General features: G+C 67.5%; 20 protein-coding genes and 1 pseudogene. 3 read left to right on the top strand and 18 right to left on the bottom strand.

Going from position 1 to position 20,502, the window contains the following annotated elements:
* The first annotated feature begins 28 nt into the window (after positions 1–28).
* Positions 29–1,474, top strand: a complete 1,446-nt coding sequence (gene tldD / locus QVG61_RS10220) for a metalloprotease TldD (RefSeq protein ID WP_289930532.1) — start codon at positions 29–31, stop codon at positions 1,472–1,474.
* A gap of 5 nt (positions 1,475–1,479) precedes the next feature.
* Here the strand turns inward: tldD and yjgA are convergent, their stop codons facing one another.
* Positions 1,480–2,016 carry a ribosome biogenesis factor YjgA gene (yjgA, locus tag QVG61_RS10215; RefSeq protein WP_289930531.1) on the bottom strand — a complete coding sequence of 179 codons (537 nt, stop codon included), beginning with the start codon at positions 2,014–2,016 and terminating at the stop codon, positions 1,480–1,482.
* A 79-nt stretch (positions 2,017–2,095) separates the two neighbouring features.
* Here yjgA and pmbA point away from each other — a divergent pair, with 79 nt between their 5' ends.
* Positions 2,096–3,460 carry a metalloprotease PmbA gene (pmbA, locus tag QVG61_RS10210; RefSeq protein WP_289932766.1) on the top strand — a complete coding sequence of 455 codons (1,365 nt, stop codon included), beginning with the start codon at positions 2,096–2,098 and terminating at the stop codon, positions 3,458–3,460.
* A gap of 105 nt (positions 3,461–3,565) precedes the next feature.
* The gene (locus QVG61_RS10205) at positions 3,566–5,179 is read left to right on the top strand and encodes a DUF116 domain-containing protein (protein WP_289930530.1); all 1,614 of its coding nucleotides are present in this window, start codon (positions 3,566–3,568) and stop codon (positions 5,177–5,179) included.
* A gap of 136 nt (positions 5,180–5,315) precedes the next feature.
* On the opposite strand, the gene nhaD is transcribed toward QVG61_RS10205, so the two are convergent.
* From nhaD to QVG61_RS10120, 17 genes and pseudogenes are all read right to left on the bottom strand, one after another.
* Complete coding sequence (gene nhaD, locus QVG61_RS10200; RefSeq protein ID WP_289930529.1) at positions 5,316–6,788, bottom strand: sodium:proton antiporter NhaD; 1,473 nt, start codon at positions 6,786–6,788, stop codon at positions 5,316–5,318.
* Positions 6,789–7,380: 592 nt separating this feature from the next.
* On the bottom strand, positions 7,381–8,742 hold the full coding sequence (gene mgtE / locus QVG61_RS10195; protein ID WP_289930528.1) for a magnesium transporter: 1,362 nt from the start codon (positions 8,740–8,742) through the stop codon (positions 7,381–7,383).
* A 375-nt stretch (positions 8,743–9,117) separates the two neighbouring features.
* Positions 9,118–10,848 (bottom strand): phosphoenolpyruvate--protein phosphotransferase, encoded by a 1,731-nt coding sequence (gene ptsP / locus QVG61_RS10190; RefSeq protein WP_289930527.1) that lies wholly within the window; start codon positions 10,846–10,848, stop codon positions 9,118–9,120.
* 103 nt (positions 10,849–10,951) lie between these two features.
* Positions 10,952–11,221 (bottom strand): HPr family phosphocarrier protein, encoded by a 270-nt coding sequence (locus QVG61_RS10185; RefSeq protein WP_289930526.1) that lies wholly within the window; start codon positions 11,219–11,221, stop codon positions 10,952–10,954.
* Between the two features lie 40 nt (positions 11,222–11,261).
* Positions 11,262–11,666 (bottom strand): PTS fructose transporter subunit IIA, encoded by a 405-nt coding sequence (locus tag QVG61_RS10180; protein WP_289930525.1) that lies wholly within the window; start codon positions 11,664–11,666, stop codon positions 11,262–11,264.
* Positions 11,663–12,520: an RNase adapter RapZ gene (gene rapZ / locus QVG61_RS10175; RefSeq protein WP_289930524.1), complete on the bottom strand. Its 858-nt coding sequence runs from the start codon at positions 12,518–12,520 to the stop codon at positions 11,663–11,665. The genes QVG61_RS10180 and rapZ overlap by 4 nt, the downstream gene beginning before the upstream one ends.
* Positions 12,520–13,467 carry an HPr(Ser) kinase/phosphatase gene (gene hprK / locus QVG61_RS10170; protein WP_289930523.1) on the bottom strand — a complete coding sequence of 316 codons (948 nt, stop codon included), beginning with the start codon at positions 13,465–13,467 and terminating at the stop codon, positions 12,520–12,522. Before hprK ends, rapZ begins: the two co-directional genes overlap by 1 nt.
* Positions 13,464–13,934 carry a PTS IIA-like nitrogen regulatory protein PtsN gene (gene ptsN / locus QVG61_RS10165; RefSeq protein ID WP_289930522.1) on the bottom strand — a complete coding sequence of 157 codons (471 nt, stop codon included), beginning with the start codon at positions 13,932–13,934 and terminating at the stop codon, positions 13,464–13,466. The genes hprK and ptsN overlap by 4 nt, the downstream gene beginning before the upstream one ends.
* A 24-nt stretch (positions 13,935–13,958) precedes the next feature.
* Entirely contained in the window at positions 13,959–14,285 is a 327-nt protein-coding gene (gene raiA, locus QVG61_RS10160; protein ID WP_289930521.1) for a ribosome-associated translation inhibitor RaiA, read from the bottom strand.
* 47 nt (positions 14,286–14,332) lie between these two features.
* Positions 14,333–15,853, bottom strand: a pseudogene (locus tag QVG61_RS10155) (RNA polymerase factor sigma-54).
* 83 nt (positions 15,854–15,936) lie between these two features.
* Entirely contained in the window at positions 15,937–16,662 is a 726-nt protein-coding gene (lptB, locus tag QVG61_RS10150) for an LPS export ABC transporter ATP-binding protein (RefSeq protein WP_289930520.1), read from the bottom strand.
* Positions 16,663–16,668: 6 nt separating this feature from the next.
* Positions 16,669–17,163: a lipopolysaccharide transport periplasmic protein LptA gene (lptA, locus tag QVG61_RS10145; RefSeq protein ID WP_289930519.1), complete on the bottom strand. Its 495-nt coding sequence runs from the start codon at positions 17,161–17,163 to the stop codon at positions 16,669–16,671.
* Positions 17,160–17,738 carry an LPS export ABC transporter periplasmic protein LptC gene (gene lptC / locus QVG61_RS10140; protein WP_289930518.1) on the bottom strand — a complete coding sequence of 193 codons (579 nt, stop codon included), beginning with the start codon at positions 17,736–17,738 and terminating at the stop codon, positions 17,160–17,162. The genes lptA and lptC overlap by 4 nt, the downstream gene beginning before the upstream one ends.
* A complete protein-coding gene (kdsC, locus tag QVG61_RS10135; RefSeq protein WP_289930517.1) occupies positions 17,735–18,256 on the bottom strand; it encodes a 3-deoxy-manno-octulosonate-8-phosphatase KdsC in 522 nt (173 codons plus the stop codon). The genes lptC and kdsC overlap by 4 nt, the downstream gene beginning before the upstream one ends.
* Before the next feature lie 75 nt (positions 18,257–18,331).
* Positions 18,332–19,303, bottom strand: coding sequence for a KpsF/GutQ family sugar-phosphate isomerase (locus tag QVG61_RS10130; RefSeq protein WP_289930516.1), 972 nt, complete (start codon positions 19,301–19,303; stop codon positions 18,332–18,334).
* Complete coding sequence (locus tag QVG61_RS10125; protein ID WP_289930515.1) at positions 19,303–19,500, bottom strand: heavy-metal-associated domain-containing protein; 198 nt, start codon at positions 19,498–19,500, stop codon at positions 19,303–19,305. Before QVG61_RS10125 ends, QVG61_RS10130 begins: the two co-directional genes overlap by 1 nt.
* Positions 19,501–19,518: 18 nt before the next feature.
* Positions 19,519–20,502 (bottom strand): calcium/sodium antiporter, encoded by a 984-nt coding sequence (locus QVG61_RS10120; RefSeq protein WP_289930514.1) that lies wholly within the window; start codon positions 20,500–20,502, stop codon positions 19,519–19,521.

Genomic DNA, 20,502 nt, shown 5'->3' with positions numbered 1-20,502 from the left:
CCCGCCCATCACCACAGAAGACCGACCAATGAGTGAAGACAGTCTCGAACTGGCGCGCCAACATCTGCTGGCCCCGGCCGGCCTCGGCGAGAACGACCTTGCCCGGGTGCTCGACAGCATGCTGGGGCATGCCGTCGATGCCGCGGACCTCTATTTCCAGTCGACCCGTTTCGAGTCCTGGATGCTGGAGGATGGCATCGTCAAGGAGGGCAATCACAGCATCGAGCAGGGGGCCGGGGTACGGGCGATCAGCGGTGAGAAGACCGGTTTCGCCTATTCCGACGAGATCGTCCTGCCGGCCCTGCAGCAGGCGGCCGGGGCGGCCCGCGCCATTGCCCGCAGTGGTCGCCAGGTCGAACTCCGCGCCTGGCAGCCGTCCGGCGATGCCGGGCTGTACCGGCCGCTCGATCCCCTGGAGACGATGAGCGCCGACGACAAGGTGGCCCTGCTGCAGCGCATCGATGCCGAGGCACGGCGCCAGGATCCGCGTGTCCAGCAGGTGATCGTCAGCCTGGCCGGCGTGCACGAGGTGATGCTGGTGGCGGCCAGCGACGGCACCCTGGCCGGTGATGTGCGGCCGCTGGTGCGGGTCAACGTCAGCGTCATCGTCGAGCACGACGGGCGCCGCGAACAGGGCAGCTCGGGCGGCGGCGGGCGCGGTGGCTACGAGCTGCTCACCAGCGATGATGCCGCCCTCTGGCATGCCCGCGAGGCGGTGCGCCAGGCGCTGGTCAACCTGGAGGCGGTCGAGGCGCCGGCCGGCAACATGACCGTGGTGCTGGGGCCCGGCTGGCCGGGGGTGCTGCTGCACGAGGCCGTCGGTCATGGTCTGGAAGGCGATTTCAACCGCAAGGGCACCTCGGCCTTTGCCGGCCGGCTCGGCGAGACGGTGGCCTCGCCGCTGTGCACCGTGGTCGACGATGGCACCCTGCCGGGGCGCCGTGGCTCACTGAACATCGACGACGAGGGTACGCCCACCCGGCAGACGGTGCTGATCGAGAAGGGGGTGCTCAGGGGCTACATGCAGGACAAGCTGAACGGGCGGCTGATGGGGGTGGCCTCCACCGGCAACGGCCGGCGCGAGTCCTATGCCCACCAGCCCATGCCGCGCATGACCAACACCTACATGCTGCCCGGCGAGCAGGCGCCGGAAGAGATCATCGCCTCGGTGGACAACGGCCTGTATGCCGTCAACTTCGGCGGCGGCCAAGTGGACATCACCTCCGGCAAGTTCGTCTTTTCGGCCAGCGAGGCCTATCTGATCGAGGGTGGCAAGGTGACCCGGCCGGTGAAGGGTGCCACCCTGATCGGCAGCGGCCCGGAGGTACTGACCCGGGTGTCGATGGTCGGCAACGACCTGCAGCTGGACAAGGGGGTCGGTACCTGCGGCAAGGACGGGCAGAGCGTGCCGGTCGGGGTCGGTCAGCCGACGCTGCGCATCGACGGCCTGACGGTGGGCGGCACCAGCGCCTGAGCCGGTCAGGCGTCGTCGGGGCCGGAGGCCACCGCCTCGTCCAGTTCCCGCAGGTAGCGGAACAGGGCGCGCGGACCGCGGCTCTTGTCGGCGCCCCGGTCGCGCTGGGCCTGACGGATCAGCTGGCGCAGGTGCTGGCGGTCGGCCTGGGGGTAGGATTCGAACAGGGCGCCGAGGGCCGCATCGCCGTCCTCGATCAGCCGCTCCCGCAGTGCCTCGAGCTGGTGGAAGCGACGGCTGGCGCGGGCATCCTGCTGGCGCATGGCCTCCAGCGCGGCCTGGATGGGCGCCGCGTCCATGCCGCGCAGCAGCTTGCCGATGTACTGCAGCTGGCGCTTGCGGCCACCGTGGGCCTTGATGCGCCGCGCCAGGTCCACGGCCTCGCGCAGCGTCTCGGGCAGCTCGATCTGTGCCAGTCGCGACTCGGGCAGCCCGACCAGGGTCTCGCCCAGGGCGCGCAGCGCCTGGCTGTCCCGCTTGCGCTGGGACTTGCTGGGGGGCTGATGTTCCGCGGGGGCGGTGCTGTGCTCTTCGTTCGGCATGGCGGCGAGACTAGGGTCTGTTGACAGACCCTAGCAGCTGGAGCGGCGGACAGGCAACACACAACAGACAGAGGCGATGATGACAGAACAGGATCGGCAATTACAGCACGACGCGGCGGGCCTGCCCGACGCCGCAGCGGTGGAGAAGGTGGTGGCCCAGGTGCTGGACGAGGCGCGCCGGGCCGGGGCCAGCGCCGCCGAGGCCGGGGTCAACATGGATCTCGGCCTGTCGGTGACGGTGCGCCTGGGCGAGGTGGAGACCCTGGAATACCACCGCGACCGGGGGCTCGGGGTGACTGTCTACTTCGGCCGGCGCAAGGGCTCGGCCAGCAGCTCGGACCTCTCGCCCCAGGCGATCCGCGAGACGGTGGCGGCGGCCTGCGACATCGCCCGCTATACCAGCGAGGATAGCTGCGCCGGCCTGGCCCCGGCGGAGCGCATGGCGCGGGAGACCCCCGATCTCGATCTCTACCATCCCTGGGATATCGACGCCGACCGGGCCATCGAGCTGGCCCGTATCTGCGAGGATGCCGCGCGCGGCCAGGATCCCCGGATCAGCAACTCCGAGGGGGCGACCCTGGCCAGCCATGCCGGACTGCGGGTCTACGGCAACAGCCACGGCTTCATCGGCGGCTATCCCAGCAGCCGGCACAGCATCAGCTGCTCGGTGATCGCCGAGCAGGACGGTCAGATGCAGCGCGACTACTGGTACACGGTGGCGCGGGCCCGCGAGGACCTGGAGCCACCCGAGGCGGTCGGCCGTACCGCTGCCGAGCGTACCCTGCGCCGGCTCGGCGCGCGCAAGCTCTCGACCCGCCAGGCACCGGTGCTGTTCAGCGCCGAGCTGGCCGGCGGCCTGTTCCGCAGTTTCGTCAGCGCCATCCGCGGCGGCAACCTGTACCGCCGCTCCAGCTTCCTGCTCGACTGCCTCGGTCAGCCGGTGTTCCCGGATTTCGTGCACATCCACGAACAGCCCCATCTGCCGCGGGCCCTTGGCAGCGCCCCCTTCGACAGCGAGGGCGTGGCCACCGCGCCCCGCGACCTGGTGCGCGATGGTATCCTCCAAGGCTATGTGCTGGACAGCTATTCGGCCTGTAAGCTGGGCATGGAGACCACGGGCAATGCCGGCGGGGTGCACAACCTGAGCATCGACCCCACGGCCGGTGACCAGGCGGCCCTGCTGCGCCAGATGAGCAGCGGCCTGCTGGTGACCGAGCTGATGGGGCAGGGCGTGAACATCGTCACCGGCGACTATTCGCGCGGTGCCGCCGGCTTCTGGGTGGAGGACGGTGAACTCCAGTACCCGGTGGAGGAGATCACGGTGGCCGGCAATCTGCGGGATATGTTCCGCGATCTGGTCGCGATCGGCAGCGATATCGATACCCGTGGCAGCATTCGCACCGGTTCGGTGCTGCTCGCCCCCCTGACCCTGGCCGGCGACTGAAGAAAACTGCCAGCGGCAGAATTGATCTGGGTCATTCCGTCCCCCGGACAAAGACTTAGGATTAGAACTTTCTAATCTATGGTTATTGTGCGGCGGGGGGCAACGATGCCGAATGCTGAGATCATGGTGGTCGACACCGGCCTGGGGTCGGCGGCCAACAACATCACCATCGACCGACACTGGCTGGCCGAACATGCGCGCAGCCTGCGTCCCAACCTGCTGCGCTTCTTCCGCAGCGGGGAGAGCGCCTGGATCGGCCTGCACCAGTGGCCAGAGACCGAGCTGAACCTGGACTATGTGCGCGAGCAGCGGATCCAGGCCGTGCGCCGGCTGACCGGCGGCGGGGCGCTCTACGTCGATTCGCGGCAGCTCGCCTGGTCGCTGTTTCTGCGCCGCACCCCGCGCTGGAAGGAAACGACCGAGGCGGAGCTGCTGGAGGTGGCGGGGCGGTCGGTGGTCGAGGCGCTGCGCGATCTGGGCCTTGCCGCCCGCTTCTGCGGCCCCAACGACATCGAGGTCGATGGGCGGAAGATCGCCAGCGTGTTCGTGGCCCGTTTCCGCCGTTCCTACCTGATCCAGGGCTTCCTGTTCGTCGATGCTGATCCCGAGCGGCTGGCCCGGACGCTGCGTTTCGCGGCCGAGGGACCGGATGCGGGTCGACCCCAGGTGGCGCGGGAGCGTGTCACCACCCTGCGTGCCCATCTGGACCGCGTCCCCTCGCTGATGGTGTTGCGCAAACGGCTTACCAGTGCCCTGCTGGCCGGCTTCGGGCTGCGTACCCGGCCGCCGAGCAAGACGGTCTATGCCGACCTGCGCCGCTACGCCCGCAATCCGCCGCCGCTGCCGGAAGGGCTCAACTACCCGGTGCTCATCGACCCGGGTGCTGCCCCCCTGGTGCCAGCCAGCGGTTATGCCGAGGCGCGCTGGAAGACGGCGGGTGGCATGCTCTACTGCCGGCTGGCCCTGGACGAGGGCTGCGAGCGGGTGGCGGGCCTGCGCCTCGGGGGTGACCTCTACCTGCAGCCGGTCAGCTTCCTCGGCCAGCTCGCGGCCGAGCTGCTCGGTGCGCCGGTGCGTGAACTGCGCGAGCGGCTGCTGGCCTGCTGCCGTCGGTCCGAACTGGACATGCCGGGCCTGGGGGCCGAGGATCTCTGGCAGGTGATCGCCCTGGCGCTGGGTCACTTCGATGAACGCCGGCTGCTCGGCCTGAGCCCGGAACAGGCCAACCGACTACGGGTGATCGGCGCCGAGACCGATCTCAGCGCCATCGACATCCTGCAACGGGCCGAGGTCATGCTCTTGCCCTACTGTGCCAAGTCCACCAGCTGCAACTTCCGTGGCATGGACGGCTGCAAGCAGTGCGGTGCCTGCGAGGTGGGGGACGCCTTCCGCCTGGCGCAGCGCCACGGGCTGGAGGTGCACAGCGTTTGCAACCACGATCACCTCAGCGAGCTGCTGCAGCATTTCCGCGCCCGAGGGGTGGGGGCGTTGGTGGCCAACTTCTGCGAGCCTTTCTTCGTCAAGCGCAACCACGTGTTCCGAGAGGCGGGCATGCCGGTGGTGCTGCTCGATCTTCGCGGCCAGAGCTGCTATGAGGCGGGCCGGGAGGCGGACGGTTACGCCGGACGTTTCCAGGATCAGGCACGCCTCGACCTGCCGCTGCTGGAGCAGGTGCTGCGCATCGTCCCCGAGGTGGAGCTCGCCGTCGAGGCCGAGTAGGGGAGAAGCCAGAAGCAGGAAGCTGGAAGCCAGGAGCTGGTAGGGTGGGCATCGCCCGCCTGACTTGAGACTCCCAGCTCCCAGCTCCCAGCTCCCAGCTCCCAGCTTCCAGCTTCTAGCTTCTAGCTTCTAGCTTCTAGCCAATCGCCTGCTTGAAGCTCTCGCCGTTGATCAGGAAATGAATGCCGATGCTGGCGGCATAGCCGAGGGCGATGGCCCAGCTCCACTTGAGGTGGGCGAAGAAGGTGTAGATGCCGCGCGCCTGGCCCATCACCGCGACCCCGGCGGCGGAGCCGATGGACAGCAGCGAGCCGCCGACGCCGGCGGTGAGTGTCACCAGCAGCCAGTTGCCGAGACTCATGTCGGGCTGCATGGCCAGCACCGCGAACATTACCGGGATGTTGTCGACGATGGCCGAGAGGAGGCCGACCAGGATGTTGGCCTGGGTGGCGCCCAGGTCGCCGTACATCAGCTGCGAGCCGATCGCCAGATAGCCGAGAGTGCCGAGGCCGCCGACACAGAGGATGATGCCGTAGAAGAACATCAGGGTGTCCCACTCGGCGCGTTCCAGTGCCTTGAAGACGTTGAAGGGGGTCATCCGCCGGGCTGCTTCGCCCTCGACGCCATCGTCGGCGAAAGCGGTGTCGGCGAAATCGCTCTCTTCAGGCGTGAGCGGGAAGTCGCTGCGCCGCTTCAGATAGTAGCTGTACAGCTTGAGCAGGCCGAGGCCGGTCATCATGCCCAGCACCGGTGGCAGGTGCAGGAAGTTGTGGGCCGACACCGCCATGGTGATGGTCAGCAGGAACAGGCCGACCACCACCCAGGCGCCGTATTGCAGTGCTGCGCTCGCCTCGGTCTGTTCGGGGGGCGAGGCAGGGACGGTGAGACCGAGGATCACCGCCGGCACCAGCCAGTTGACCAGCGAAGGGACGAACAGGGCGAAGAACTGGCCAAAGTCGACCAGCCCCTTCTGCCAGACCATCAGTGTGGTGATGTCGCCAAAGGGGCTGAATGCGCCGCCGGCGTTGGCGGCTACTACAATGTTGATGCAGGCGGTGGCGACGAAGGCGTGATTGCTGCCGCCGACCGCCATCACCACGGTGGCCATCAGCAGGGCGGTGGTCAGGTTGTCGGCCACCGGCGAGATGAAGAAGGCCAGCAGGCCGGTGACCCAGAAGATGGCCCGTAGCGAGAAGCCGCGCGAGATCAGCCAGGCGCGGAGGGCCTCGAACACGCCGCGCTCGTCCATGGTGTTGATGTAGGTCATCGCCGCGAGCAGGAACAGAAACAGCTCGGCAAACTCCAACAGGTTGTGGCGTACGGCCTGCTCCGCGCTGTGGGTGTCGCCCTGCTGCTGGTAGAGCAGGGCGACGATCAGCCAGATCAGGCCGGCGGCGACGATCACCGGTTTCGACTTGCGCAGGTGGATGGCCTCCTCGGCGATCACCAGGGCATAGGCGGCGACGAAGATGCCGACCGCCAGCCAGCCGGCCCAGTGGCCGGTGAAGTCGAGCGGCTGGATGCCGGTCGAGGCCTGGGTGGTGAACGGCAGCAGCAGGCCCAGGGTCAGCAGGGTTAGACAGGATGGTCCATGGCGCTGGATGTACATGCGGCGTCCCTCTCGTGGCTAGCCATCCCTGTTGTCGGCAGCCTGCGGTCAGACTTCAGCGCCCCCTAGCCCGGATATTGCACCAAGGATTCGAGTTTCAGGGCGAATCCTTGGTGCAATATCCGGGCTAAACCCAACAGATTCCCGGGGCCTGTCAACACCGCGCCAATCGCGGCCTGGAGGCCGCTCCTGCCAGGGTGCCGCCATGCCCCGTAGGAGCGGTCTCCAGGCCGCGATCCCCGGCGGGTCCAGCCACGCCATCATCCGGGTCCTGATGCAATAGGCGGGCTAGGAGTCTGTCGGACTCAGGACCCATCTACTGCGCTGATGGGAGGGCGGCCCGAATCTCCCCCGATTCCTTGTTGCGCAGGCCCACTCTGTGCCTCGAAATCGTGAAAATTTGTGCACGCTCTCCCGCCACTCGCTACGCTTGCCTGAATCCGACAGCCTGGGCCTGTTGACAGCGCGCCAATCGCGGCCTGGAGGCCGCTCCTGCCAGGGTGGCGCCATGCCCCGTAGGAGCGGCCTCCAGGCCGCGATCCCCGGCGGGTCCAGCCACGCCATCATCCGGGGGCCTGATGCAATATGCGGGCTAGAGCAGATACAGCGTCCCCAGGCCGAGGAAGGTCATGAAGCCGACCACGTCGGTGACCGTGGTCAACAGTACGCTGCCGGCCAGGGCGGGGTCGATGCCCAGGCGGCGCAGCAGCAGGGGGATGCTGAAGCCGGCCAGGGCGGCGATGATCAGGTTGATGATCAGCGCGGCCCCAATGACCATGCCGATGTTGCTGTTCTGGAACCAGGCCATGGCGATGAAGGCCACCACCAGGGCCCAGAGGATGCCGTTCAGCATCCCGACCGCCAGTTCCTTGTACATCAGCCAGCGGGCGTTGGACTTGCCGATCTGGCCGAGCGCCAGACCGCGGATGACGATGGTCAGGGTCTGGCTGCCGGCGATGCCGCCCATGCTGGCGACGATCGGCATCAGCACCGCCAGCGCCACCACCTGCTCCAGGGTGCTCTCGAAGCGGCCGATCACCCAGGAGGCGACGAAGGCAGTGAGCAGGTTGATGCCCAGCCACAGCGCCCGGCGGCGGGCACTGGGTACCACCGGGGCGAAGATGTCGTCCTCCTCGTCGAGGCCGGCCATGCTCATGATGTTGTGATCGGCCTCGTCGCGAATCACGTCCACCACGTCGTCGATGGTGATGCGGCCGAGCAGCTTGCCGTTCTCGTCCACCACCGGGGCGGATACCAGGTCGCGGTCCTCGAACAGCTTGGCGACTTCCACCGCCGGCATGTCGGCGGGGATGCCCTCGATGTCGCGCTCCATGACCTCGGCCACGCTGAGGTCGGGATCCTGGGTGAGCAGGGTGGAGAGTGGCAGCAGGCCGAGGTACTTGTCGTAGCGGTCGACCACCATCAGGCTGTCGGTGAGGTCCGGGATGCTGCCGCGAAGGCGCAGGTAGCGCAACACCACGTCCAGCGACACGTCGGCGCGCACCGTCACCGTGTCGAGGTTCATCAGGCCGCCGGCGGTGTCCTCCGGATAGGAGAGCACGGCCTCCAGGCGATGCCTGTTCTGCAGGTCCATGGAGCGCAGCACCTCGTGGATCACGGTGCCGGGCAGGTCCTGTAGCAGGTCGGCCAGGTCGTCGGTGTCCAGACCTTCGGTGGCGGCCACCAGCTCGCCGGTCTCCATCTCGTCGATCAGGCCGGAGCGCACCTCGTCGTTGACGTGCAGCAGGATCTCGCCGCGGTCCTCGGGGTCGACCAGTTCCCAGAGGATGATGCGCGGCCCCTTGGGCAGGGATTCCAGCAGATGGGCGATCTCGGCCGGATGCAGGTTGTGGATCAGGCGCCGCACCTGCCCGGCGGCACCGGAGGCCAGTGCGTCGGACAGGGTCTTGAGGCGTTGCTGGGTGGCGTTCTGGTCGGTGGCTGTATCGGTCATGCGCAGATCCCGTGCGGCCGGAATCGGCGGCTCCGGTCCGGGTGCAGTTTAACAGGGTGGGGAAGGCAGAAGCCAGGAGTCAGAATCCAGAATCCAGAAGTCAGGAGTCAGAAGTCAGAAGTCAGAAGTCAGAAGTCAGAAGTCAGAAGTCAGAAGTCAGAAGTCAGAAGTCAGAAGTCAGAAGTCAGAAGGTAGGAGCTGGGAGCTGGGAGCTGGGAGCTGGGCAGCCATGCATCAGGATCCCGGATGATGGCGTGGCTGGACCTGCCGGGGATCGCGGCCTGGCGACCGCTCCTACGGGGCATGCGGCACCCTGGTAGGAGCGGCCTCCAGGCCGCGATTGGCGTGGTTTAACAGGCCCTGGTATCCGCCGGGCTAGGAGCGGAGCAGTTCGTGCAGCAGCGCTTGGCGTTGCTCCGGTTCATAGCATTGCAGCAGGCGTTCGGCCAGGGGTTGCAGCTCGCGGGTGTCGCTGCGGTTGATGACGTCCTTGACTTCCAGCAGCGAGGAGGCCTGCATGCTGAACTGGCGCAGGCCGAGGCCGAGCAGCAGCGGGGTGTAGAGGGGATCGCCGGCCATCTCGCCGCACATCGACACCGGCGTGGAGGCGCGCTGGCCGGCGTGGATGACGCGGTGGATCAGCTCCAGCACCGCCGGGTGGACCGGATCGTAGAGGTAGTTGACCTCGTCGTCGATGCGGTCGATGGCCAGGGTGTACTGCACCAGGTCGTTGGTGCCGATGGACAGGAAGTCCAGGTGGTGGGCGAAGAAGTCCGCCGTCAGGGCCGCCGCCGGTACTTCGATCATGCCGCCGACTGGCATCGCCGGGTCGAAGGCCAGGCCCTGGGCGGCCAGCTCGTTGCGCACCTCGTGCAGCAGGGCCTGAACCTGCTGCAGTTCGTGACTGCTGGAGAGCATGGGGAGCATCATCCGCACCGGACCCAGGGCGGCGGCGCGGAGGATGGCGCGCAGCTGGGGGCGGAACAGCGAGGGGTCGCGCAGGCAGAGACGCACCGCGCGCAGGCCGAGGGCCGGGTTGGTGCAGGTGCGTTCCGTGTCGTCGAGGTGTTTGTCGGCGCCCAGATCCAGGGTGCGGATGGTCAGCGGCAGTCCGCCCAGCTCGCGGATCACCCGGGCGTAGGTCTCCAGCTGTTCCTCCTCGTCCGGCAGATCGTCGCGGTTCATGTACAGGAACTCGGTGCGATACAGGCCGACGCCGGCGGCACCCACCTCCTTGATCGCCGCCACGTCCTCAGGCAGCTCGATGTTGCCTAGCAGGTCGATGGCTACCTGGTCGCGGCTGCGTGCCGGACGCCCCTTGAGTCGACCCAGCTCGCTGCGGTAGCGGATTTCCTCCTGCTGGCGCTGGCGGTAGTAGTCGAGCATCGCCTGGTCGGGACCGGCGATCAGTACCCCGCGCTGGCCGTCGACGATGATCAGCTCGTTGTCGCGGATGTAGCGGCGCACGTTGTGCATGCCGACCAGTGCCGGGATGCGCAGGCTGCGGGCGATGATCGCGGTATGCGACAGGGGGCCGCCGTATTCGGTGACGAAGGCGCTGATCCCCTGATGCTGCATCAGTACCGCGTCGGCGGGAGTCAGCTCGTCGGCCAGCAGGATGCTGCCGGCCAGGCGCATGTCCGCCGTCTGCTCGTGGTCGTCCTCGTCGTGCAGCAGGATGCGCTGGATGCGGGTGACGACGTGGTCGATGTCGTCCTTGCGGGTGCGCAGATAGGCGTCGTCCATCTCCTCGAACACCGCCACCAGCGCGTCGCGCTGCAGTTTCAGTGCCCACTCGGCATTGATGCGCTGCTTGGCGATCAGGTGCTCGGGGGCCACGGTCAGGGTCGAGTCCTCGAGCATCAGCAGATGGGTGTCGATGAACTCGACGATGTCGGCCCGGGTGCCGGCCGGGATACGGTTGCGGATGGCGCGCAGCTGGCTGCGGGCAGCGTCCAGGGCCCGGCGGAAACGGGCGATCTCCTGGTCGAGGTACTGGTCCGGTATGGCATACTCCAGCACCTCCAGCTCGCCACGCTGCAGGATGTGGGCCCTGCCGATGGCGATGCCGCGGGAGACGCCGATACCGGTGATCTGTACGCTCATGGCCTTCCTCGTCCTCCATCCCCCGGCCGGCTGGCTTCGCGCCGGCCCAGGAACCGCGTGGGGAGGGGCGCGGGGGCATGCGCCCCGCACGCAGCGGCGGTCCCTATTCCGCTTCCTGGAAGCGGTCCTCGATCAGTTGTTGTAGTTGTTCGAGTGCCTCGGCCTCGTCCGGGCCGTTGGTCGTGATGCTGATGGTGCTGCCCTGCGAGGCGGCGAGCATCATGATCCCCATGATGCTCTTGCCGTTGACCTGCTGGCCGTTGCGCGTCACCTGGACCTCGCTCTCGAACTGCGAGGCGAGGGTGACGAACTTGGCGGCCGCACGGGCATGCAGTCCAAGCTTGTTGATGATGGTGATGTCTTTCTGTTGCATCGTCGTTCCTGGCGTGCTCTGCCGCCTTTCCTTCCGCTCCTCAGTCGTGGCCCGCCGGTGGACAGCAGAGCACCACCCCGTCGCGGCCGCCGCTGAGTGCCTTCTCGACCATGTCTTCCAGGCTGAGCCGCGGATAGTTGAGCACCCGGACCAGCATCGGCAGGTTGATGCCGGCCACCACGGCCACCGCCGCATGGCAGTGGATGCGGTTGGCGATGTTGCTGGGGGTCGAACCGTACATGTCGGTCAGCACCAGCACCCCCTCGCCGTCGTCCAGTGCCTGGACCGCCTGTATCGCCTCCTGCAGGGTGAGGTCCGGGTCGCAATCGAAGCCGACCGGCAGGGTGCGGGTGGCCAGCGGGCAGAGGCCGAGCATCTGGGTCGCGGTATGCAGCAGGTCGTCGCCGATGCGGCCATGGGTGATGATGAGGAGGCCGATGCTCATGACAGTTCCCGGTGCCTGACCAGTACCGAAGGATAGCGGCTGCTGAAGTGCTTGCCCAGCCGTTCCGCCAGGTAGACCGAACGGTGCTGGCCGCCGGTGCAACCCAGGGCGACGGTCAGGTAACGGCGCTTCTCCTTCTCGAACTGCGGGATCCATTCATCGAGAAACCGGCTGATCTGCTCGAACATGCGCTCCACCCCGGGCTGGCCGGCGAGGAACTCGGCCACCGCAGGGTCACGGCCGGTGAGCGGCCGCAGGTTGTTCTGCCAGTGGGGATTGGGCAGGCAGCGTAGGTCGAACACGAAATCGGCATCCACCGGCACGCCATGCTTGAAGCCGAAGGACTTGAACAGTAGCGACAGCTTGGCGGCGGATTCGCCGGCGACCCGTTCCTGGATCAGGTCGCGGAGCTGGTGGATGTTGGTGTGGGTGGTGTCGATATGCAGGGCGGCGCTGGCCGAGATCGGTTCCAGCAGGTCGCGTTCCCGGTGGATGGCATCGGCCAGCGAGGTCTCGTCACTACTCAGCGGATGGCGGCGGCGGGTCTCGCTGAAGCGCTTGAGCAGGGTGGCGTCGTCGGCCTGGAGGAAGATGATGTTGATAGTGATGTCCTGCTCGGCCAGCTGCTGCAGGATGTCATGGAAGCGCTGCAGGTCTTCCGGGTGGTTACGCGCGTCGATGCCCACCGCGGCGCGCTGCTGGCTGGGATGCAGGGCGCTGGTGAGCTGGCGGGCGAGGGGCTCGAGCAGGCCCAGCGGCAGATTGTCGACACAGTAATAGCCGAGGTCCTCCAGGGTGTGCAGGGCCACACTCTTGCCGGAGCCGGACAGTCCGCTGACGATGACCAGCTGCATCACTGGTCCTGTTCGATGTGGCGGTGTTGACGTTCCATGAATGCCTCGCCGGCATCATAGCCGCGGATGCGCAGGATGTGGTTGCGGGCCGCCGCCTCGACCAGCACCGCCAGGTTGCGACCGGGGGCCACCGGCAGGGTGACGCGCGGAATCTCGACGCCGAGCACGTTGTGGGTGTCCTGGCTGCCCTTGAGCCGGTCGATGCGGTTCAGCTCCTGATCGCTGAACTTGGCGAGATGGATGATCAGCCGCAGGTACTTGCTGCGCTTGATGGCGCTGTCGCCGAACATGGCGCGGATGTTGAGGATGCCCAGGCCGCGGACCTCGAGGAAGTCGCGCAGCAGCGAGGGACAGGAGCCGCTGACCAGGTCCGGCGCGACCCGCGCGAACTCCGGGGTGTCGTCGGCGATCAGCCGCTGGCCGCGGCTGACCAGTTCCAGGGCCAGCTCGCTCTTGCCGATCGAGGCCTCGCCGGTGATCAGCACCCCGATGCCCATGACCTCCATGTACACGCCGTGCAGGATGATCCGTTCCGAGTAGCTGTGGGCGTAGAAGTGCTGCAGGTGACTGATCAGTTCGTGGCTGGGCAGGGTGGAGCGGAACAGCGGCGTCTTCGCCTCCCGGGCGTGCTGCTGGATGTCCTCCGGCACATCCAGCCCCTCGGAGACCAGTACCATGTCGGTCTGGCCCGAGAACAGCATATTGATGGCCTCGCGCCGGTAGTCCGGATCGAGGCCGTCCAGGTAGGCCAGCTCGATGCTGCCCAGCACCTGGATGCGATGGGTGTGGATGAAGTTCAGATGGCCGACCAGGGAGCTGGAGCCCGGATCGTCGTTGGGCCGGAACAGGATCTCCCGCTCGCCACCCTCACGCCCGGCGAGCCAGCTCAGCTCAAGCTTGTCCCTGAGCGCCTCGAACAGGCCGGCGACGGTGAGTGTGGCATTCATGCCGAGGCGCGATGTGGCCGCCAGTGGGCAAGTCTCTGTTGCAGGTCCTCGTTGTTCGAGCACTCGCGCAGTTGCTGGCGAAACTGCGCGTCGCTGAACATCTGGGCCAGCTGGGCCAGCAGATCCAGGTGGTCCTGGGTCGATTCGGCCGGCACCAGCAGGGCGAACAACAGGTCGACCGGCTGGTTGTCCGGGGCATCGAAATCGACGCCCCGCTTGAGGGTGATGAAGGCCGCGGCCGGCTGCCTGAGATTCTCCAGCCGGCCGTGGGGGATGGCGACGCCATGCCCCAGCCCGGTGCTGCCCAGCCGTTCCCGGCCGATCAGGCTCTCGAAGATCTCTTCCGCCGTGATGTCCGGCGCGATGCTGGCCAGCAGCTCGCTGAGCCGTTCCAGGGCCCGCTTCTTGCTGCTGGTCTCGATGCCGCAGCGCACGCGTTCCGGTTGTATGAGCTCGGCCAGGTTCATGGCGGTGTTACACCCGATGGCTCGCTAGACGCTCTGGTTCTTGAGCGTCGTGCCTTCGTTGCGATGGTGGTCCTTGATCTTCTCCTTGTGCTTCTTCACCTGCCGGTCGAGTTTGTCGACCAGGCCGTCGATGGCGGCATACATGTCCTCTTCGGTGTTGTCGGCGAACAGGTTGCCACCGCTGATGTGCATGGTGGCCTCGGCGGTATGGCGGTTCTTCTCCACACTCAGGACGACGTGGGTATCGGTGACGTGATCGAAATGGCGTTCCAGCCGTTCCATCTTGCTGGTGACGTAGTCACGCAGCGGGTCGGTGATATCAACGTGATGTCCGGTAAGGATGATTTGCATGTCGCCACTCCTCTGTACAGATGCGATGTGTGTTCATGGATGTCCCGTCAGGCCAGGCGCTTGCGCTCGTTGGAGGGAGGGATGGCCATCGCCTCCCGGTACTTGGCAATGGTCCGGCGCGCGACCTTGATGCCCTGCTCGGCGAGCAGTTCGGCAATCTTGCTGTCGCTCAGCGGCTTGCCCGGATCCTCGGCACCGACCAGTTACTTGATCATGGCGCGGATCGCGGTCGCCGAGCATTCCCCACCGTCGGCGGTACCGACGTGACTGGAGAAGAAGTACTTGAATTCGTAGATGCCGCGGGGGGTGTGCATGTATTTCTGGGTGGTGACCCGGGAGATGGTCGACTCGTGCATGTCCACCGTTTCGGCGACATCGCGCAGCACCAGCGGTTTCATCGCCTCCTCGCCGTAGTCGAAGAAGGCGCGCTGGCGGTCGACGATACAGCGCGCCACCTTGAGCAAGGTCTCGTTGCGGCTCTGCAGGCTCTTCAGGAACCAGCGCGCCTCCTGCAGGTGGTTGCGCAGGTAGTTGTTGTCGGCGCTGTTGTCGGCACGCTTCACCAGACTGGCGTACTGGGCGTTGATGCGCAGCCGGGGCGCCGCCTCGGGGTTGAGTTCCACTCGCCAGATGCCGTTGTGGCGGGTGACGAAGACGTCGGGGACGATGTACTGCGCGGTGTTGCCGGCAATCTGCGAGCCGGGCCGCGGGTTCATCGACTGGATCAGCTCCACGACCTTGCGCAGCTCGTCCTGGGTCAGCTTCAGGCGCCGCATCAGCTGGTTGAAGTCGCGGTTGCCAAGCAGGTCCAGATGCGCATCCACCAGGCGCAGGGCCTCGTTGCGCCAGGGGGTCTCCGGATCCAGCTGCCGCAGCTGGATCTGCAGGCACTCGCCGGGATCGCGCGCGCCGACGCCGATCGGATCGAACTGCTGGATGCGGTGCAGCACGGCCTCCATCTCGTCCAGCTCGATCTCCGGCAGGCTCTGCTGCAAGCCCTGCTGGATCTCCTCCAGGGGCAGACTCAGGTAACCGTCCTCGTTGATGGCGTCGATGATGGCGGCGGCGATGGCCTGGTCGGTCTCGCTGAACGGGGTCAGCTCCATCTGCCAGATCAGGTGGTCGTGGAGGGTCTGGTTGTCGGCGTTATGGGTCTCGAAGAAGTCGCGGTCGTCGCCTTCCGCGCCGGCACTGAAGCTGGTGGCGCCGGAGTCGTAGATGTCGTCCCAGCCGCTGTCTACGGCCAGTTCCTCCGGGATGTTGTCGTCGCCGTTGGAGAAGTCGGCTTCCGCCTCGGTGCTGGCGGCGATCTCGGTCTCGGCGGGGTCGCTGGTCTCGGCCGCCGCCACCTCGGCCTCGGCCGTTTCCGATTGGTCGCCGCTGTCACTCTCGGCGGGTGCCTCGCTGGTGTCCGCCTCGGCGGTCTCCAGCATCAGGTTGGATTCCAGCGCCTGCTGGATTTCCATCTGCAACTCGATGGTCGACAGCTGCAGCAGACGGATGGCCTGCTGCAGCTGCGGCGTCATCGTCAGATGCTGGCCGATGCGGAGATGAAGTGATTGTTTCATAGCTGTCCGGATTGCACGGGGGACCGTGGCCGAGTTCTAATTTACTCCCTAAGCATTTACTGTGCCAGTCTTTTCTGGGGGGCTCACATGCGGAAGTCCTGGCCCAGGTAGACCTCCCGCACATGGGGGTCGACGAGAATCTCGGCCGGCTCGCCGGCGGCGATCACCCGCCCCTCATTGAGAATATAGGCCCGATCGCAGATTCCTAAAGTCTCACGCACGTTGTGGTCGGTGATCAGCACCCCGATGTCGCGGTCGCAGAGGTGCTGGACGATGCTGCGGATGTCGCCCACCGAGATGGGGTCGACGCCGGCGAAGGGCTCGTCGAGAAGGATGAAGCGTGGCTCGGTGGCCAGGGCGCGGGCGATCTCCACCCGCCGCCGCTCGCCGCCGGAGAGGCTGATCCCGGGCTGCTCGGCGAGATGGGCGATGTGCAGCTCGTCGAGCAGTTCGTCCAGCCGCAGCTGGCGCTGGCGGTGGTCGAGGTCGCGGCGCAGTTCGAGGATGGCGAGGATGTTCTGGCGCACGTTCAGCTTGCGGAACACCGAGGGTTCCTGGGGCAGGTAGCCGAGGCCGCGGCGTGCGCGGACGTGCATCGGGGCGCTGGTCAGGTCGTGTTCGTCGAGCCGGATCCGGCCGCCGTCGCAGGCCAGCAGGCCGACGATCAGGTAGAAGCAGGTGGTCTTGCCGGCACCGTTGGGGCCGAGCAGACCGACCACCTCGCCGCTGTCGACGCTGAGCGAGACGCCGTCCACCACGCGTCGCGCCGGGAAACGCTTGACGAGTTCCGTTGCCTGGAGGGTGGCCATCCGCGGTCAGGGCTTGGCGCGTGGCTGGATGGTGATGCGCACCCGGTCGCCGTTGCCAGCGCCGGCGTTGACCTGGTCGAGGCCGATGTCGTAGACGATGCGTTCGCTGCGGAAGTCGTCGCCGTTCTGCCAGACCCGGGCCTGCTCGAACAGCAGCAGGCGGTCTTCCGGCGGCAGGTATTCCATGCGCAGGGCCTCGGCCCGCACCGGCTCGGTCTTGCCGTCCGGCAGCTGGCGGTAGGTGGCCGGCTTGCCCACGGCGACGGCCTTCCGCACCTCGCCGTCGCGGCTGTAGAGGGTGACCTGGCGGGCGTTGATCTCCAGCGTGCCCTGGGTGATGCGCACATGGCCGCGGTAGATGCTGATCCCGGTCTGGTCGTTGATCTCGGCGCTGTCCGCCTCGACGTACATCGGCTGCTGGCGGTCGCTGCTCAGGGCGACGGCAGCGAGCGGCAGCAGGCCGAGGAGGGCGGGCAAGGCGTGGCGGAGAAGGCTGGTCATGGTGTGCGTTTTCCTGGCTGATAGCGGGCCCGGACCCGGGACAGCAATTCTAACCGCTCCTGGTCGAGATAGGCACGCATGCCGACCGCCTCGACCCGCAGACCGGTGGTGAGATAGCTGACCGCGACCGGGCTCTCGGCATAGTCGCGTTCCGGCCACAGCAGCAGCCGCTCGGTGCGGGCCTCGACCGGCCGTCCGCCGGGCGGGGCGGCGCGGCGGATCACCACCTGGCCATCGAGCCGCACCTCGCGGCCGCCGCCGGACAGCCAGCCCTGCCGGGAGCGGACCCGCCAGGGCGGGCCGTCCGGGCGATAGAGTTCCAGCCTTGGCCGGCTCAGTTCGCTGCTGTCGTCATCGGCATAGTGCACCGAGCGCTCGGCCCACAGCCGGTGCTGCAGCCGGCCCTCGGCGTCCAGGGTGCTGGCGGTGAAGTCTTCCATGAAGGCGTCCGGGACATGCCGCTCGTCCCCCGCGGCTTGCTGGGGCGGGCGGCTGGCCTGCTGGTAGATCCACCAGCTGAGCAGGGCGGCGGCGCTCAGCAGGCCGAGCTGCAGGGCATTGCGGGCCGGGATCAAAGGTAGCTTTCCAGCTCGGCGTCGAGCACGCCGCGGGCCTCCATCAGCAGTTCGCAGACCTCGCGTGCCGCACCACGGCCGCCGCCGCTGGGGGTGATCCAGTGGGCGTGGCGCTTGACGAAGGGGTGGGCATCCTGCACGGCGATGGCCAGGCCGGCGCGGGTCATGATCGGCAGGTCGACGACGTCGTCGCCGACATAGGCGGCCTGGGCCGGCTCCAGGCCGAGGGTGGCGATCAGCTCCTCGAAGGCCGGCCGCTTGTCCAGCTGCCCCTGGTAGACGTGCTCGATGCCCAGGTTGCGGACCCGGTGCTCGACCACCTGAGAGGTGCGGCCGGTGATGATGCCGATCTCGACGCCATGCTTCTTCAGCATCTTCATGCCGTGGCCGTCGCGCGAATTGAAGGCCTTGTATTCCTGGCCGTCGTCACCGTAGAACAGCGAGCCGTCGGTGAGCACGCCGTCGACGTCGAAGACGACCAGCTGGATGCGGGCGGCCTTGGCCAGGATGTCTTGCATGGATGCCTTACCTCTCGGGTGGGGTGGGGGATGGGACGCCATTTTCGCCGCAAAGCGGTCCGCGCGCAAAAGGGCTCAGACCACGCCGGCGCGCAGCAGGTCGTGCATGCCGAGGGCGCCGAGCAGCCGGCCGTCGTCGTCCACCACCAGCAGGCCGTTGATCTTGTTGGCCTCCATCACTGCCAGGGCCTCGGCGGCGAGCATCCCGGGCGAGGCGGTCTTGGCGTTGCGGGTCATCAGCTCGGCCAGGGTGGTGGCGTGCAGGTCGACGTTGCGGTCCACCGCGCGGCGCAGGTCGCCATCGGTGAAGATGCCGCTGACCCGGCCCTCGGCATCCAGCACCGCGGTCATGCCCAGCCCCTTGCGGGTCATCTCGTGCAGGGCCTCGGCGAGAGAGGCCTGTTCGCCGACGCAGGGGACCTGGTCGCCGGTATGCATGATGTCGTCGATGTGCAGCAGCAAGCGCCGGCCGAGGCTGCCGCCCGGGTGGGAGAGGGCGAAGTCCTTGGCGGTGAAGCCGCGTGCCTCGAGCAAGGCGATGGCCAGGGCGTCGCCCATCACCAGGGCGGCGGTGGTGCTGGAGGTGGGGGCCAGGCCCAGCGGGCAGGCCTCCCTCTCCACGCCGACGTCGATGTTGACCTCCGCCGCCCGCGCCAGGGTGGAATCCGGCTTGCCGGTCATGGCGATCAGCGGCACGCCGAGGCGCTTGATGATCGGCAGGATGGTGAGCAGCTCGCTGGTCTCGCCGGAATTGGACAGGGCCAGCACCACGTCCTTGCCGGTGATCATCCCCAGGTCGCCATGGCTGGCCTCGCCAGGATGGACGAAGAAGGCCGGGGTGCCGGTGCTGGCCAGGGTGGCCGCCAGCTTGCCGCCGATGTGGCCGGACTTGCCCATGCCGAGCACCACCACCCGCCCCTGGCAGTCGAGCATGTACCGGCAGGCGCGCACGAAGTGCTCGTCGATGCGTTCCGCCAGGGCACTGACGGCGGCGGCCTCGGTGCGGATCACCGCCAGGCCGAGTTCGCGCAGCTTGGCGACGTCCATCAGGCTTCCGGATACCCCAGCTCGGCCAGCTTGGCGGCCAGGGCGGCGCGCTCCAGCGTGTTGCCGCTGACGGTCACTGTGCCGCTGTCGACCTCGACCTCGACGCCTTCCACGCCGGGCAGGCCGCCGAGCCCGTCCTGGATGGTCTTGGCGCAACCGCCGCACTTGACGTTCTGTACCTTGAATTGTTCCTGCATGGTGTTCGATTCCCGTGGTCAGCCGGTAGGGTTGTGGATGGAGAAGTATAACAAGGCCTGATAGCCCAGGTAGCCGAGCAGCAGCAGGGCCCCCTCCGGCCGGTTGATGCGGCCCGGCCCGCGGAAGCCGTAGGCCATCACGAACAGGCCGAGGGTCAGGCCGATCATCACCGGGAAGTCGCGCTGCAGCACCTCCAGCGCGACCGGTCCGGGGGCGATCAGTCCCGGCAGGCCGAACACCGCCAGCAGGTTGAACAGGTTGGAGCCGATGACGTTGCCAATGGCGATGTCCGGTTCCTGCTTGAGGGCGCTCATCACCGAGGCGGCCAGCTCCGGCAGGCTGGTGCCCAGGGCGACGATGGTCAGGCCGATGATCAGGTCGGAGACGCCGAGGGCCTCGGCCACGTTGACCGCTCCCCAGACCAGCAGCCGCGAGCTGAACAGCAGCACCAGCAGGCCGACCAGCAGCCAGAACAGCGCCGCGGACATGCCGACGTCGGTGGGGATCTCCTCGGAGAATTCCTCTGCCAGGGGGTCGGCCCGCTCGCGGCGGCTGTTCACGCCGAGGCGGGTCATCCACAGCAGCATCAGTCCCAGCCCGCCGAGCAGGATCAGGCCGTCGACGCGGCCGAGCCGTTGGTCGAGGATCAGCAGCAGGCCGAGCAGCATCACCCCCAGCAGCACCGGCAGCTCGCGCCTGAGGGTCGCGGAGCCGACCTGCAGGGGCACCACCAGGGCCGTGGTGCCGAGGATCAGGGCGATGTTGGTGATGTTGGAGCCGAGGGCGTTGCCGATCGCCAGCCCCGGATTGCCCTCCCAGGCGGCGACCGCGGAGACCAGGATCTCGGGTGCCGAGGTGCCCAGGCCGACAATGGTCAGGCCGATGATCAGCGGCGACACGCCGAGGTTGCGGGCCAGGGCGGCGGCACCGACCACGAAGCGGTCGGCCCCCCAGACCAGCAGCGCGAAGCCGCCGCCGATGGCGCCGAGGGACAGCAACAT

It is taken from the genome of Thiohalobacter sp. IOR34 (assembly GCF_030406045.1).
Taxonomy (GTDB): Bacteria; Pseudomonadota; Gammaproteobacteria; order Thiohalobacterales; family Thiohalobacteraceae.
This window is presented reverse-complemented; position numbering and strand designations above follow the sequence as displayed.

Bases quoted from the DNA above. Each gene is read 5' to 3' on its own strand.
- tldD (WP_289930532.1), top strand. From the start codon at position 29: ATGAGTGAAGACAGTCTCGAACTGGCGCGCCAACATCTGCTGGCCCCG.
- yjgA (WP_289930531.1), bottom strand. From the start codon at position 2,016: ATGCCGAACGAAGAGCACAGCACCGCCCCCGCGGAACATCAGCCCCCC.
- pmbA (WP_289932766.1), top strand. From the start codon at position 2,096: ATGACAGAACAGGATCGGCAATTACAGCACGACGCGGCGGGCCTGCCC.
- QVG61_RS10205 (WP_289930530.1), top strand. From the start codon at position 3,566: ATGCCGAATGCTGAGATCATGGTGGTCGACACCGGCCTGGGGTCGGCG.
- nhaD (WP_289930529.1), bottom strand. From the start codon at position 6,788: ATGTACATCCAGCGCCATGGACCATCCTGTCTAACCCTGCTGACCCTG.
- mgtE (WP_289930528.1), bottom strand. From the start codon at position 8,742: ATGACCGATACAGCCACCGACCAGAACGCCACCCAGCAACGCCTCAAG.
- ptsP (WP_289930527.1), bottom strand. From the start codon at position 10,848: ATGAGCGTACAGATCACCGGTATCGGCGTCTCCCGCGGCATCGCCATC.
- QVG61_RS10185 (WP_289930526.1), bottom strand. From the start codon at position 11,221: ATGCAACAGAAAGACATCACCATCATCAACAAGCTTGGACTGCATGCC.
- QVG61_RS10180 (WP_289930525.1), bottom strand. From the start codon at position 11,666: ATGAGCATCGGCCTCCTCATCATCACCCATGGCCGCATCGGCGACGAC.
- rapZ (WP_289930524.1), bottom strand. From the start codon at position 12,520: ATGCAGCTGGTCATCGTCAGCGGACTGTCCGGCTCCGGCAAGAGTGTG.
- hprK (WP_289930523.1), bottom strand. From the start codon at position 13,467: ATGAATGCCACACTCACCGTCGCCGGCCTGTTCGAGGCGCTCAGGGAC.
- ptsN (WP_289930522.1), bottom strand. From the start codon at position 13,934: ATGAACCTGGCCGAGCTCATACAACCGGAACGCGTGCGCTGCGGCATC.
- raiA (WP_289930521.1), bottom strand. From the start codon at position 14,285: ATGCAAATCATCCTTACCGGACATCACGTTGATATCACCGACCCGCTG.
- lptB (WP_289930520.1), bottom strand. From the start codon at position 16,662: ATGGCCACCCTCCAGGCAACGGAACTCGTCAAGCGTTTCCCGGCGCGA.
- lptA (WP_289930519.1), bottom strand. From the start codon at position 17,163: ATGACCAGCCTTCTCCGCCACGCCTTGCCCGCCCTCCTCGGCCTGCTG.
- kdsC (WP_289930517.1), bottom strand. From the start codon at position 18,256: ATGCAAGACATCCTGGCCAAGGCCGCCCGCATCCAGCTGGTCGTCTTC.
- QVG61_RS10130 (WP_289930516.1), bottom strand. From the start codon at position 19,303: ATGGACGTCGCCAAGCTGCGCGAACTCGGCCTGGCGGTGATCCGCACC.
- QVG61_RS10125 (WP_289930515.1), bottom strand. From the start codon at position 19,500: ATGCAGGAACAATTCAAGGTACAGAACGTCAAGTGCGGCGGTTGCGCC.
- QVG61_RS10120 (WP_289930514.1), bottom strand. From the start codon at position 20,502: ATGTTGCTGTCCCTCGGCGCCATCGGCGGCGGCTTCGCGCTGCTGGTC.